This window comes from Phytoactinopolyspora alkaliphila (assembly GCF_010550695.1).
Taxonomy (GTDB): Bacteria; Actinomycetota; Actinomycetes; order Jiangellales; family Jiangellaceae; genus Phytoactinopolyspora; species Phytoactinopolyspora alkaliphila.
Window position 1 is genome coordinate 608262 of record NZ_JAAGOB010000001.1, and the last position, 13490, is coordinate 621751.

Consider the following 13490-nt stretch of genomic DNA (forward strand, 5'->3'; position numbering starts at 1 on the left):
TCGGTTCAGATGTCTCGTCCGCGGCGGCGGAGGTAACGCTCGAACTCGCGGGCGATGTGCTCGCCGGACGCCTCGGGCAGGTCGATGGTGTCCGAAGCCTCCTCCAGGCGCTGTACGTACTCGGCGACGTCGGCGTCTTCCTGCGCCAGCTCTTCAACACCGTGCTGCCACGCCTCGGCCTGCTCCGGCAGGTCTCCCAGCGGCACGGGGAGGTCGAGAATGTCCTCGAGACGGCGCAGGAGAACCACGGTGGCCTTGGGACACGGCGACTGCCCGACATAGTGCGGAACGGCCGCCCACAGCGATACGGCGTTCAGCCCGCCGCGGGAGGCCGCGTCCTGGAAGACGCCCACGATTCCGGTAGGTCCCTCGTACCGGGATGGTTCCAGCCCGAGCGACGAGGCGGTGGCGGGGTCACTGGCGGACGCGGTGACCGGGACCGGACGGGTGTGGGGGACGTCGGCGAGAAGAGCGCCGAACGTGACGACCTGCTCGACGCCGAGATCCGCTGCCACGCTGAGCAGTTCGGCGCAGAACCCGCGCCAGCGCATGTTGGGCTCGATTCCCCGCAGGAGGACGACATCGCGGCCGAGGTCGGGGGAGTTGGCCAGGGACATCCTGGTGGTGGGCCATTGCAGGCTGCGGATCCCGTCCGGGTCGAGCGAGACGATAGGCCGGTTGACCTGGAAGTCGTAGTATTCGTCCGGATCGAGCGATGCGAGAGGCTCAGCGTTCCACGTCTGCTCGAGGTGCTCGACCGCGCCCGTCGCGGACTCGCCAGCGTCGTTCCAGCCCTCGAACGCGGCGATGAGGACAGGCTCGTGCAGTTGCGGAACACTGTCGAGTTCGATCACTCCGGTCCTTCCCCCTGCGTTGATTGTCGACGGCGAACGCTTCTACCACCTCGCCGTGGCTCCCGCGGGACCTCCTCGTCCCGAAGCCAGCCTACGACCCTCGCCCGACCGCGTGCTGGCGCCACCGGGGTTTGGGCCGGGCACGGCGGTACATGAGACCATGGCTGGGTGAGTGCTCCCCTTCCAGCCGCGGTCCTCTGGGACATGGACGGCACCATCGTCGACACCGAACCGTTGTGGATCGCCGCCGAGCAGGTTCTCGTGGAGTCCCACGGGGGGTCCTGGACCGAAGAGGACAGTCTTGCGCTGGTGGGCAGTGATCTGCTCGCGGCTGGAGAGTACATCAGGCAGCGAGCCGGCCTGCCGATGTCGGCGGAACAGGTGCGTGACCACTTGCTGGCCGAAGTTCTGACCGGCGTGAAGGCGGGGGTCGAGTGGAGGCCGGGCGCTGTCGAGCTACTGGCAGGACTCGGCCGCGCGGGTGTGCCCGCGGCTCTGGTGACGATGTCCTACCGGGTGCTCGCCGAGGCGGTCGTGTCCCAGCTACCAGCTGGGACATTCACCGCGGTGATCACCGGGGACTCCGTCAGCCGGGGAAAGCCGCACCCGGAGCCGTACCTCGCGGCCGCCGCGGAGCTGGGAATCGCCCCGGCCGACTGCCTGGTGGTGGAGGACTCCCCGCCGGGGGTGGCCTCAGGCCTCGCCGCGGGCATGCGTGTCGTCGGCGTCCCCAACACCGTGGCCATCGACCCCGCGCCGGGACTGGTGCTCATCGATTCGCTCGCCGGCCTCGACGTCGCCGAACTGCTGGGCTCGGTAGGCCGGGCCGATGCGGGACGTCGCCACTAGAAACGCCCACATCGGCCCGGTCCCTCCTCATTGCGCACCGCTACTCCGTGGTGATGGCCCGGAGCACGTCGAGTCTCGCCGCCCGCCGGGCAGGCCAAGCCGCAGCCAGGACCCCGACGAGGGCAGCGAGCACGACGAACCCCGCGAGCTGGCCCACCGGTACGTCGAGCACATCCAGTCCCTCGTCGGAGATCGCCTGTTGCAGCGACACCCCGAAGATCACGCCGAGGCCGATGCCGAGGACGGCTCCGAGCACGGCGATGGTGATCGACTCCAGCCGGATGGTGGTGCGGAGCTGCCGCCGGCTCAATCCCACCGCGCGCAGTAGCCCGACCTCCCGGGTGCGTTCCATCACCGACAGCGCAAGGGTGTTGACGATGCCCAGGATCGCGATCAGAACGGCCAGGCCCAGCAGGGCATAGACGATGTACAGCAGCTGGTTGATCTCCTCACGCGAGGACTGCTTGTACTCTTCCTGATTCTGTACGGTGACCGTCGGTAGATCCGCGGTCGCCTGCTCGAGCGAGGCTTGAACGCCCGCCAGGTCGGCACCGTCCGCGGCCACGACATAGACCGACGCGTCGGCCGCCGGCCCGCCCAGCTCCTCGAAGGTGTCGAAACCGAAGATGTAGCTTCCGGAGAGGAGTGGATTCTCGGCGTAGATGCCGACCACAGGAACCGTTCTGGCGCCTGCCGGCAGGTCGACCTCGATCTCCTCGCCGATGGCGAGGCCCTCGCGGTCTGCCTTGTCCTCGCCGACGATCGTGCCGCCACCGGTCAGGTCCGTCGATCCGTCGACGATGTCGAGCTGACTGGCCTGGCCGAACGCCTCGGGGTCGATGGCCATGAGGAACTCCTGGGACCCGTTCACCACCGCGAACGTGTTCCGCAGGGCGGCAACGCCTTCCACGCCGTCGGTCGCCCTGGCGCGTTCGGCGACCGCGGGGGAGAAAGGCTGGCCGACAGCGTTGCCGATCACGAAATCGGCCTCCATGCCCTCGTCGAGGGCCTTGTCGATGCTCTTGTTGGTGGACGCACCGAACACCGCGATGGCTGAGACGAGCGCGAGGCCGATCATGAGAGCGGACGCTGTGGCCGCTGTGCGGCGGGGATTGCGCAGCGCGTTCTCCCGCGCCAGCCTGCCCACCGTTCCGAAGGCCCGCGGGAACCATCCGGCGATCACCCGGACGAGCGGACGTGAGATGACGGGAGCGAGCAGCGCCACGCCGATGAACACCGCGAGCACGCCGCCGCCGACGAAGGCGACCGGGGAAGGCGCGATGCCGGCGAGGCCCGCCGCCATCGCGGCCGCACCTCCGGCCGTCAGCAAGCCACCGAGCAGAGAGGACCGGCGCGCCGAGGACGTGGGTGCGACGACGTCGTCGCGCATGGCCGCGACCGGGGGAACCCGCGAGGCCCGCCGGGCGGGGACGAACGCGGCGATCATCGTGACCAGCACACCCACCGCGTAGGCGACGATGACCGTGCGTGGGGACATGACCAGGCCGCCGCCGATGTCCATGCCGAAGGCCGCGAAAGCCATCTGCAGGAGCAGCGCGACCCCCAGCCCGAGAAGCAGCCCCAAGGTCGACCCGATTAGCCCCACGATCAACGCCTCGATCAGTACCGACCGGGTGACCTGCCCACGCTCGGCGCCGAGCGCCCGGAGCAGGGCCATCTCCTGGGTTCTCTGAGCGATCAGGATGGAGAACGTGTTGAGGATCAGGAAGATACCCACGAACAACGCGATCGCGGCGAAGACCAGGAGGAACGTGTTGAAGAAGCCGAGGCCCTCCTCGACGGCCGACGCGGTCTCCTCATCGACCTCGGCCCCGGTTTTTGCCTCCAGCTCGCTGGGCAGCATCTGCGTGAGCACGTCGCGCAGCTCTTCGGCCTCGACGCCGGACGCGGCCGTGACGGAGATCCGGTTGAACGCCTGCTCGCCGCCCATGAACAGCTGCTGTGCGGTCTCGGTGTCGAAGACGGCGAGACTCGCTCCGGCCAGGCTGCCGCTCTCGCCGAACCGGGAGACACCGACGAGCTCCGCGGTGATCCTTGGCTCGTCTCCGAGAGTGATCATCGGGATCTCATCGCCGAGCTCGTAGCCGGTGCTCTCGACGGTCTGATCGTCGATGGCGACCTCGCCGGCGCGCTCCGGGGCTCGTCCCTCGACGATCTCGAGGACCGTCTCGCCGTCGGCCGACGGCCCGTCGTGCCAGTTCACAGCGACGCCAGGCGCGCCGGCGACGCCGACGACTTTGTCGTCCTTGTCCAGGACGAAGACGCTGGCGTCCTCCACCTCGCCGTCGGCGCGTTCCACCTCCGGAAGGGCGGCCACGTCGTCGACGAGCTCCTGCGACACCGTCACCGACGCACCGGTGCCCATGAACGCCATCCAGTCGTCCTGGCCCTCTGGAGTGGCCGGGCGCACCACGACGTCGGCGTTCAGGTCGCCGAAGATGTCGCTGAAGGCGCGATTGAGTGTGTCGGTGAAGACGAAGGAGCCGACCACGAACGCGACGCCGATGACGATCGCGAACGCGCTCATTCCCAGCCGGAGCTTCCGCGCGGCCAGGCTCTTCAGGGTTGCTCGCAGCATGGGTCTACGACACCTGGCCGATCGGGTCGAAGTTCTTCATCCGCTCGAGAACCTTCTCAGCGCTGGGGTCGAACATCTCGTCGACGATCTGGCCGTCGCCGAGGAAGAGCACCCGGTCGGCGTACGCGGCGGCGCCGGGATCGTGGGTGACCATGACGATGGTCTGCCCGAGCTCACGCACCGAGTTGCGCAGGAAGGCGAGGATCTCTGCGCCGGAGCGCGAGTCCAGGTTGCCGGTCGGCTCGTCGGCGAAAATGATATCCGGACGGCTGACCAGGGCGCGGGCGCACGCGACACGCTGCTGCTGACCGCCGGAGAGCTCGTTGGGCTTGTGCTTCAGCCGGTCCGCAAGTCCGACGGTGCGGACCACGGTATCGAACCACTCCTTGTCGATGTCTTGACCGGCGATGTCGAGGGGGAGTGTGATGTTCTCCTTGGCGTTGAGGGTGGGCACCAGGTTGAAGGCCTGGAAGATGAAGCCGAGCCGGTCACGCCGGATGCGGGTGAGTTCCTTGTCCTTCAACGAGCTCAGCTCGACCTCGCCGATGTAAACCTTTCCCGACGTCGGAGAGTCCAGGGCCGCCATGCAGTGCATGAGCGTGGACTTGCCCGAGCCTGACGGTCCCATGATGGCGGTGAACTGTCCGGCGGCGAACTCGACGCTGACACCGCCCAGGGCGATGACCTGCGTATCGCCGAAGCCGTAGACCTTGGCGAGGTCCACAGCGCTGGCCGCGGGAGGGCCGGGCTGGCTGGTGTTGGTCACAGTGTGCTCCTCGTGATGTAGATGACCCGAGACCAACCTAGGGGCGCGAACCGACAGTGCGCTCGGGTTTTCGGCTGGTCTACGCACTCCGTCCAGCGGATGAGGGACGCCCGGCGGTCCTCCACGAGGACGAGCCCGGACATCCGGGCGATCCAGGAAGAGCCGCCCGGGCTTCCTTGCGTGCCGCGTTCTCGTGCCGCGCGAATTCGCAGACCGACGGTCTAGCTAAAGATGCCCACGACGGTCTAGTATCCGTCAACATCACCATCGTGAGCTAACCACTGGTCCCAAATGCGGACAAGACGGGAGGAGGCCGCCTTATGGCCCGGCCGTCTGTCAAACCCAGGCAGGTGCGCGACCTCCTGGTCAAGCAGTTCATCGCTACGCTCCAGCCGGCCGACGTGCTGCCGTCGGAGCGAAACCTCGCCGAGCTGTTCGGGGTCTCCCGCGTCACCGTGCGAGCCGCGCTCAAGCTTCTCGAGGACGAAGGCCTGCTCAGGTCCGCCCCCGGGGTGGGAACTTTCGTCGCGGCTCCGCACCTGTCGAAGGCGCCGGTGCTCAAGTCGTTCTCCGAGGAGATCCGCGAGCGGGGGTGGAAGCCGGGATCGAAACTTGTGGAGAGCCGGACCGAGCAGGCCGGGTTCGGTGTCGCGCACGACCTGTCCATCGAGCCTGGGGCGCTGTACTACGAGATCACCCGGGTCCGGCTCGCCGACGACGTACCGCTGTCCATCGAACGGATCAGGGTTCCGGCAGACTACTTCCCCGGCCTTCTCGACCATGACCTGGAGTCGTCCTTGTACGCGCTGTTCGCGCGCGAGTACGGCGTGCGCATCTCCAGGCACGAGCGGCGGATCAGCGCCATGAATATCGACGCTCCGACGGCTGAGCTGTTCGGTGTGCCAGAACGCGCGGCCGGCCTCTACGTCGTACAGAGTGGTTACGACCAGCACGGACGCAAGATCGAGCATGGTCGCTCCCTTTACCGCGGAGATCGCTACGACTTCACCACCGTCGCCTATGCGCAGCCGGAGGGCACATGACACTCCCGCAGGAGCTGGGCACGCGTGGCACCGCGTGGACACCCGAGACTCGCCTGTACTCCGAAGGCGTCGTCGTCGGGACGGGCGGTGGCCCACTCGTGGTGCCGCCGGGCTCCGACATACGCCGCGTGCCGGGTACCGGCTTCCTCGACGTCACCAGCGGTTCGCTGCCGAGCGCCGCGATGGCGACGCCGGAGCAGGTCGAATCCAACCGGGAGCGGCTCAGCATGGCCGAGATCCCCGGGGCCGGCTCACCATACGCGGGCATGGCTCGCGAGGCGCTGATCGACATCGATGTGCTGACGTTTCCCAACGGCGCCGCGGTGGCGGCCGGCAGCCCGTACTGGCGCTACGTGTGGCCGCGCGACGCGGGTTTCATGGCGGTGGCGCTGGCGGTGGCCGGCCGCCACGCCGAGGCGGCGCACGTGCTCCGATACGTCGCGTCCATGCAAGAGGACGACGGCGGATGGGAGGCTCGCTACCTTCCCGACGGATCCGGCGACGTGCCTGACAACCGCGGGCGCCAGCTCGACGGCATCGGATGGAGTCTGTGGGCGGCCTGGGCGTGCGACCGGACCGGTGGCGCGGCGGACGCGTTCCTGCCGATGGTCCGCGCGGGCATCACCGCCGCGCTCGATTCGTTGGATCCGCGGACGCGCCTGCCGTGGGCTTCGCAGGACTTCTGGGAGATGGACGTCGACGAGGCCACCCTCGGCACGGCCGCACCCCTTCTGCTCGCGTTGCGATGCGGGCGTGACCTGCTTCGCAACGACGAGCCTGAACTTGCCGGGCGCGCGGCGCGGGCTGCGGGGGAGCTCGCGGGCGCGATCCGGGACCGGTTCGGCGCGCACGGATACAGCCGCCGGTTGAGTGGGCACGGCGGGCGCGACGCGTCGGTGGCGTTTCTTCTGCCGCCCTTCGGGCCGGAGGAGCCCGCCGTGCTCGACGCCTGGCGGGCCGCCATGTCGGCGACGGCTGTCCCGAACGGCGGCGTCCGGCCGGGAGAGGAGTGGAGCGATCACAGCACGGCGTGGACGCCTCAGGTGTCCCTGTACGCGCTCACCGCCGCGGCTACCGGTGACCGTGTTCTCGCCCATCGTCTCCTCAGTTGGCTGGACCTCCGCCGCACCGCGCTGGGCAGCCTGCCGGAGAAGGTCACGGCCGACGGCCGTCCCGCGGCGGTGGCCCCGTTGGGCCTGACCGGGGCGACCGTCCTGCTCGCTCTGGCCGCGCTGGACGGCCGAGCCCTGCCTGTTCCGCGGGACGACACGTCCGCGGCCACCATTCGAATGCAGACACAACACCGATGAACGGCGAAATCCTTGGAGGTTGGGCATGAGAGCACCCACGAGCCCGCGCAGTCCCCGGCGGCAGGGCACCCGGATCACCACCGGCCTGACGGCCGCCGGGGTATTGCTCGCGGTAGCCGCGTGCGGTGGTGACGATTCGAGCGGGGGAGACGAGGGAAACGGGGAGCCCGCGTCTCCCATCACGATGTGGACACCGCACGTCACGCCGGAGCGCCTGGCCGGACAGGAAGCGGTGGCCGCGGCGTTCACCGAGGAGACCGGCATCGAGGTGGAGGTCGTGCCGCTGGCCGGCGCCGACCAGAATCAGTCCCTGGTCACCGGAGCCGCTTCCGGCGACGTCCCGGACGTAATCCTGCACGCGCCGGACCAGACGGCGGCTTGGAACGAGCAGGGATTGCTCGACACCGAGGTCCCCGCTCAGGTGATGGAGAACCTCGGCGCGGAGACGTTCAGCGAGCAAGCACTCGACCTGGTCACCGTCGGTGGCGCGCTCGCGGCGGTGCCCAGCGACGGCTGGGGTCACCTCGTCGTCTACCGGCAGGACCTGCTCGACGACGCCGGCCTGGACACACCCGAGACGGTGCAGGATCTGGCCGAGATCGCCGCCGAGCTCAGCTCCGGGAGCATGTCCGGCATGGCGCTGGGAACCCAGCCTGGCAACCCGTTCACGACGGAGTCACTGGAAGCGATTCTTCAGCCCACCGGGTGTGACCTGATCACCGACGGCGAGGTCACCGTCGACTCGCCGGAGTGTGCGGAAGGGCTGCGCGTCTTCCGGGAGCTCGCCGACTCCTCCGCGGGTGGCCAGTTCGACGTCGAAAGCGCACGCGCGGCGTATCTGGCCGGCAACGCCGCGATGCTGCTGTTCTCCTCGCACATCATCGACGAGCTTGCCGGGCTCGACCCGAACAACCCGCTCACCTGTGCCGAGTGTGCCGACGATCCGATGTTCCTGGCCGAGAACAGCGGCTTCGTCACCGTCCTGAACGCCGCCGAGACGGGCGGGCGGCAGTACGGCGCCACGCTCAATTACGGTGTGCCGGTCGGCGCGAACGCCGACGAGGCCCGCCAGTACATCGAGTACGTCCTGGGTGACGGATACGTCGACACCTTGGCGACGGCCACCGAGGGCAGGGTCCCGCTGCGAGGCGGAACCGCGGAGAATCCCACCGAGTTCATCGACGCCTGGGGCGAGCTGCCGTTCGGGCCGGATCCGGAGAACGACGCGTCGATCAGCGAGATCTACGGCGAGGAGGTCGTCCAGGCGTTGCAGGACGGCGCCAACGCGATCAGCCGCTGGGGCTTCGGCACCGACGACGCCACGGTGGCGGGCGCGGTCTTCTCCCAGCACGTCCTGGCCCAGAACATCGAGCCCCTGTACCGAGGCACCGATCCAGCCGAGGTGGCGGCGCAGCTGGCCGCGGAGGTGTCCACCGTCCAGCAGGAAATCGGCGGATGACGCTGGGGACGTCCCGGCCTTCGCACCGGACGCGGGGGAGGGTGAGGCGGCCGCTGACCCGGCGGCCGCTCACCCGGTCCCGGCGTGACGACTTGACCGGCCGGCTCCTGGTGAGCCCGACGGTACTGGTGGTCTTCCTCGTCGTCGTCCTGCCGTTCTTCGCGGTGGTGGCGTTCGGGTTCTTGAATGTCCGGCTGGTGGACATCCCGCGAATCTCCCTGTTCGACCTCGAGTTCACCGTCGACAATTTCTCGACAGTGCTCTCCAGCACCGTGTTCTGGACGTCGTTCCGGACCACCGCCATCTACGCCACCGCCACCACGCTGGGCGCGATCGCCGCCGGCCTGGCGGTGGCGATCGCGCTGCGCCATCCGTTCCCCGGGCGCGGCCTGATCCGCGCCCTCGTGCTGATCCCGTACGTGCTGCCGATCGTGGCCGCCACCACCATCTGGAAGACGCTGCTGAACAGCCAATACGGCGTGGTGAACGCGTTCGGCACCGAGTTCCTCGGCTGGGACGGCCCGATCGCCTTCCTCAGCACCACGTCGCAGACCTTCCTCGGCATTCCGGTGCCAGTGACGCTGGTCGTCGTCGTCCTGTTCGAGATCTGGAAGACGGCCCCGCTCGCCTTCCTGTTCATCACCGCGCGCCTGCAGGTGATTCCCGGCGAGCTCGAGGAAGCGGCGTCGATCGATGGGGCGTCGATCACGCAGCGGTTCCGCTACATCGTGATGCCACAGTTAAGGGGTGTCGTCGCGTTGCTGATCCTGCTGCGCTTCATCTGGTCGTTCCAGAGCTTCAACGACATTTACCTCCTCACCGGCGGCGCCGGTGGCACTCAGGTGATGGCGATCAAGGTGTACGACGAGCTGATCACCCGGGCGAACATCGGTACTGCGGCCGCCTACGGGCTGGTGATGACCGTGATCCTCGCCGTCCTGATGGCCGTCTACGTACGAGCCAACCGTGCGGAGAACATCGGATGAGCCGGAGCCGAATGAGCGGAACCACCGAGAAGCGGGTCCTGACGGTGCTCAAGGTACTCGTCATCGCCGGGGCGGTCGTGGTGAGCGCCGGACCGCTTCTCTACGGCATGCTGCTGTCCGTGCGCCCGTTCTCCGCGGTGGTGAACGCGCCGCTCGACCTGTTTCCAGCCCCGTCCGAGCTGGACTTCGGTTCCTATCCCACGGCGCTGCGTGACGAGTCGGAGGGCGGATTCGGCCTGGCCCGGCTGATGCGCAACTCGCTCGGCGTGGCGGTCGGCACCGTCGTCCTGGCGGTGGGCTGCAGTGTCCTGGGCGCGTACGCGGCAGTTCGGCTGCGCTTCTTCGGCCGCACGGCGGTCAACGGCATGTTCCTCGCTGTCTACCTGTTTCCGGGGATCGTGCTCGCCGTGCCCCTGTTCGTGGGGATGAGCCGGATCGGGCTGACCGGGTCACTGTTCGGGCTGGTGCTCATCTACATGGCGATGACGGTGCCCGTGGCGCTGTACATGCTGCGGAACTATTTCGTCGCCGTTCCGGTCAGCGTCGAGGAGGCCGCACTGATCGACGGCTGTGGGCGGCTGAAGATGATCTGGAAGGTGGTGCTGCCGATGTCGCTGCCCGGTATCGCTGCCACCAGCCTTTACGTGTTCATGATCGCCTGGAACGAGTACTTGTTCGCGTTGCTCTTCCTGGTGCGGGACCGGGAACGCTGGACCGTGGCCCTGGGCATCGCCCAGCTGACCGAGTTCACCGTGCCGGCCACGGTGCTGATGGCCGGCTCGATCGCCATCACCGTCCCCGTGATCGTGGGCTTCTTCGGCGCGCAGCGGCTGCTGATCTCCGGGCTCACTCACGGCGCGGAGAAGGGCTGAGACCACCCTCCACCAAGCGACGCCTAAATGATCATGTAAACCATGTTTTCTCGTGCTTCACCAGGACTGTAGACATGGTGAAGCACGAGAAAACATGGTTTACATGATCATTTAGGGGTAGAGCACGGGGTTGAGTGGCGTGTCCGGAACGTCGCCGAGGGTGGCTCCCGGCATCAGGACATCGAGATCGTTCTGCTGCTCCGGGCGGACCAGCGGCCCGACCCGGATGTCGGCGTCCATGTAGATGACGGTCATCACCCGCCGCGGTTCCGTGCCGGTGTTGCGGCCCGCCCGGTGGAAGGTCCAGCCCAGGTGGAAGCTCACGTCACCGAGGTCGTATGGAGCCTCGTCGATGGGGAAGTCCTCCCGCTGCAGCGCTTCCTGCAACGCGCGCTCCGACTCGTCACTGATCTTCAGGTCACGGCCGAACTCGAACCGGTGGCTGCCGCGCGCGAACGACAGCGGGCCCATGTCCAGCGGCGTGTCCTGCAGCGGGATCCACACGGTACAGGTGCGGTCGGTCGACAGCGGCCAGTAGTACTGGTCTGCGTGCCATGGCGTGATGCCACCGCTCGGCTCCTTGTACAGCGCCTGGTCGGCGTAGAGGCGGACGCTGTCGACCTGGAGCAGCGATGCCGCGATCCGGGCCAGCCTCCGTGAGAAGACCAGGTCATGAGCAGCCTGGCTATGCTTCCACAAGTTTCCAACCTGCAGGAAGGCCTTCTGCGTGGTGGTGCGCTCCGCCATGGGGGCGTGCACGGTATTCAGCTCAAGGACCTTGGTGGTGATCTCCGGCTCGCGCTCCCGCAGGAGACCCGGATCCAGGACATTCTTCAGCCGGATGTAGCCGTCACGCTCGAACGCGTCGACGTCGGCGTCCGCGAGCGGTGCGCGATCCGTGAGACCTGGGGACGTAGCAGTCATGGCGTGAACTCTCCTCCGAGCCAGCGGTCTGCTCAATGGTGCAGCGTCTTAGCGAGTCTAGCGAGCGAAACGCTCAATTAACAGACCACCGGTATGAAAATTCTGATATCGGGTGGCGGTCCATCAGAAAGCTCCGGGGCGCGATGTCGAGAATTTTCATGCGGCTACATCCCTGAAGCGAATACGGCCACAATGGGCCGTACCGTACGAAGGGGGACCCACGATGGCCAAGTACCTGCTGCTCAAGCACTACCGGGGCGCCCCGCCTGCGGTCAACGACGTGCCGATGAACCAGTGGACGCCGGAGGAGGTATCGGCCCACGTGCAGTACATGCGGGATTTCGCGGCTCGGCTCGAGGGCACTGGTGAGTTCGTCGACAGTCAGGGGCTTTCCCCGGAGGGCATGTTCGTCCGTTACGACGGCGAGGGGCGGCCACCGGTCACCGATGGCCCGTTCGCGGAGACGAAAGACCTGATCGCCGGCTGGATGGTGATCGACGTCGAGACCCACGAGCGCGCACTCGAACTGGCCGGCGAGCTCTCGGCAGCTCCGGGCGCGGGTGGCAAGCCCATCCACGAGTGGCTCGAGGTGCGGCCGTTCCTCACCGCCTCGCACACCATCACGGAGTGACGCAAAGGGGTGGACGAGGCAGTGCTGCGGGCTCTCACCCCCACCGTGATCGGCGTCCTCGTCCGTCGCGGGGTCGACTTCGCGACGGCCGAGGACGCCGTGCAGGACGCTCTGGTCGAAGCCTTTCGGGTGTGGCCCGCCGAGCCGCCGCGGGACCCCAAGGGGTGGCTGGTCACGGTGGCCTGGCGCAAGTTCCTCGACACCGCCCGGGCCGACGCCTCCCGCCGGCACCGCGAGACACGGGTCGAGGCCGAGCCGTCGCCCGTCGCGGGGGAGGAGGTGGACGACACGCTCCAGCTGTACTTTCTATGCGCGCATCCGTCCCTGACACCGGCTTCGGCCGTGGCGCTCACGCTGCGCGCCGTGGGCGGCCTGAGCACGCGTCAGATCGCACAGGCCTACCTCGTGCCGGAGGCGACCATGGCCCAGCGGATCAGCAGAGCCAAGCGGACCGTCTCGGGCGTCCGGTTCAACCAGCCCGGTGACGTCGCCACGGTGCTGCGCGTGCTCTATCTGGTCTTCAACGAGGGCTACTCCGGCGACGTCGACCTCGCCGGCGAGGCGATCCGGCTCACTCGCCAGCTGGCGGCCAAGATCAACCATGAGGAGGTCGCGGGCCTGCTCGCGCTCATGCTGCTCCACCACGCCCGGCGCCCGGCACGGACCGGCCCGGACGGCAGGCTCATTCCACTGGCCGAGCAGGACCGCAGCCTGTGGGACACCCGCCTGATCGCCGAAGGTGTCGACGTGCTCCAGGCCGCGCTCGCCCGCGACCGCTTGGGCGAGTTCCAGGCCCAAGCCGCCATCGCCGCACTCCACGCCGACGCCTGGGCGGCCGAGGAGACCGACTGGTCGCAGATCGTCGAGTGGTACGACGAGCTGGTGCGCCTCACCGGCAGCCCGGTGGCCAGCCTCAACCGGGCCGTCGCGGTCGGCGAGGCCGACGGCCCGCGGGCCGGCCTGGCTGCCCTGGCAGAGCTCGACCCCGCGCTGCCCCGCCACGCCGCCGTCGCAGCGTACCTGCACGCGCGAGACGGTGACCCAGTGACCGCGGCGCGGCTCTACGCGGAAGCCGCCAGGTCAGCGTCCAGCCTCCCCGAACGCGACCACCTCACGCGACAGGCCGCGCGGCTCAACACTCAATTGCGCAGTTGAGCGGTGCGCGACGGCCGTCGGCGACGCCGGCCGGTCCAGCGG

At 68.3% G+C, this 13490-nt stretch carries 12 protein-coding genes; 8 read left to right on the forward strand and 4 right to left on the reverse strand.

Annotation, left to right across the window (positions count from 1 at the left end):
• Window positions 1–5: 5 nt before the first annotated feature.
• Window positions 6–854: a PAC2 family protein gene (locus tag G1H11_RS02665; RefSeq protein WP_163815706.1), complete on the reverse strand. Its 849-nt coding sequence runs from the start codon at window positions 852–854 to the stop codon at window positions 6–8.
• Window positions 855–1022: 168 nt separating this feature from the next.
• Here G1H11_RS02665 and G1H11_RS02670 point away from each other — a divergent pair, with 168 nt between their 5' ends.
• Complete coding sequence (locus G1H11_RS02670; RefSeq protein WP_216843373.1) at window positions 1023–1703, forward strand: HAD family hydrolase; 681 nt, start codon at window positions 1023–1025, stop codon at window positions 1701–1703.
• A 40-nt stretch (window positions 1704–1743) separates the two neighbouring features.
• On the opposite strand, the gene G1H11_RS02675 is transcribed toward G1H11_RS02670, so the two are convergent.
• Both G1H11_RS02675 and G1H11_RS02680 read right to left on the reverse strand, forming a co-directional pair.
• The gene (locus G1H11_RS02675) at window positions 1744–4302 is read right to left on the reverse strand and encodes an ABC transporter permease (protein ID WP_163815707.1); all 2559 of its coding nucleotides are present in this window, start codon (window positions 4300–4302) and stop codon (window positions 1744–1746) included.
• Window positions 4303–4306: 4 nt separating this feature from the next.
• Complete coding sequence (locus tag G1H11_RS02680; RefSeq protein ID WP_163815709.1) at window positions 4307–5068, reverse strand: ATP-binding cassette domain-containing protein; 762 nt, start codon at window positions 5066–5068, stop codon at window positions 4307–4309.
• 320 nt (window positions 5069–5388) lie between these two features.
• On the opposite strand from G1H11_RS02680, the gene G1H11_RS02685 reads away from it, so the two are divergent.
• From G1H11_RS02685 to G1H11_RS02705, 5 genes are read left to right on the forward strand one after another with little or no spacing between them, the layout of a single operon-like run.
• The gene (locus G1H11_RS02685; protein ID WP_163815711.1) at window positions 5389–6111 is read left to right on the forward strand and encodes a GntR family transcriptional regulator; all 723 of its coding nucleotides are present in this window, start codon (window positions 5389–5391) and stop codon (window positions 6109–6111) included.
• Window positions 6108–7421: a glycoside hydrolase family 15 protein gene (locus G1H11_RS02690; RefSeq protein ID WP_163815713.1), complete on the forward strand. Its 1314-nt coding sequence runs from the start codon at window positions 6108–6110 to the stop codon at window positions 7419–7421. The genes G1H11_RS02685 and G1H11_RS02690 overlap by 4 nt, the downstream gene beginning before the upstream one ends.
• 25 nt (window positions 7422–7446) lie before the next feature.
• The gene (locus tag G1H11_RS02695) at window positions 7447–8880 is read left to right on the forward strand and encodes an ABC transporter substrate-binding protein (RefSeq protein WP_163815715.1); all 1434 of its coding nucleotides are present in this window, start codon (window positions 7447–7449) and stop codon (window positions 8878–8880) included.
• Window positions 8881–8921: 41 nt separating this feature from the next.
• Entirely contained in the window at window positions 8922–9866 is a 945-nt protein-coding gene (locus tag G1H11_RS02700) for a carbohydrate ABC transporter permease (RefSeq protein WP_216843374.1), read from the forward strand.
• Between the two features lie 11 nt (window positions 9867–9877).
• Window positions 9878–10738 carry a carbohydrate ABC transporter permease gene (locus G1H11_RS02705; RefSeq protein WP_216843375.1) on the forward strand — a complete coding sequence of 287 codons (861 nt, stop codon included), beginning with the start codon at window positions 9878–9880 and terminating at the stop codon, window positions 10736–10738.
• 111 nt (window positions 10739–10849) lie between these two features.
• Here the strand turns inward: G1H11_RS02705 and G1H11_RS02710 are convergent, their stop codons facing one another.
• The gene (locus G1H11_RS02710) at window positions 10850–11662 is read right to left on the reverse strand and encodes a phytanoyl-CoA dioxygenase family protein (protein ID WP_163815720.1); all 813 of its coding nucleotides are present in this window, start codon (window positions 11660–11662) and stop codon (window positions 10850–10852) included.
• A 223-nt stretch (window positions 11663–11885) separates the two neighbouring features.
• Between G1H11_RS02710 and G1H11_RS02715 the strand changes: the two genes are divergently transcribed.
• Window positions 11886–12293, forward strand: coding sequence for a YciI family protein (locus G1H11_RS02715; protein WP_163815721.1), 408 nt, complete (start codon window positions 11886–11888; stop codon window positions 12291–12293).
• Between the two features lie 9 nt (window positions 12294–12302).
• The gene (locus G1H11_RS02720; RefSeq protein WP_163815723.1) at window positions 12303–13448 is read left to right on the forward strand and encodes a DUF6596 domain-containing protein; all 1146 of its coding nucleotides are present in this window, start codon (window positions 12303–12305) and stop codon (window positions 13446–13448) included.
• The last annotated feature ends 42 nt before the right edge of the window (window positions 13449–13490 follow it).

Bases quoted from the DNA above. Each gene is read 5' to 3' on its own strand.
- G1H11_RS02710 (WP_163815720.1), bottom strand. From the start codon at position 11,662: ATGACTGCTACGTCCCCAGGTCTCACGGATCGCGCACCGCTCGCGGAC.
- G1H11_RS02715 (WP_163815721.1), top strand. From the start codon at position 11,886: ATGGCCAAGTACCTGCTGCTCAAGCACTACCGGGGCGCCCCGCCTGCG.
- G1H11_RS02675 (WP_163815707.1), bottom strand. From the start codon at position 4,302: ATGCTGCGAGCAACCCTGAAGAGCCTGGCCGCGCGGAAGCTCCGGCTG.
- G1H11_RS02690 (WP_163815713.1), top strand. From the start codon at position 6,108: ATGACACTCCCGCAGGAGCTGGGCACGCGTGGCACCGCGTGGACACCC.
- G1H11_RS02695 (WP_163815715.1), top strand. From the start codon at position 7,447: ATGAGAGCACCCACGAGCCCGCGCAGTCCCCGGCGGCAGGGCACCCGG.
- G1H11_RS02705 (WP_216843375.1), top strand. From the start codon at position 9,878: ATGAGCGGAACCACCGAGAAGCGGGTCCTGACGGTGCTCAAGGTACTC.
- G1H11_RS02685 (WP_163815711.1), top strand. From the start codon at position 5,389: ATGGCCCGGCCGTCTGTCAAACCCAGGCAGGTGCGCGACCTCCTGGTC.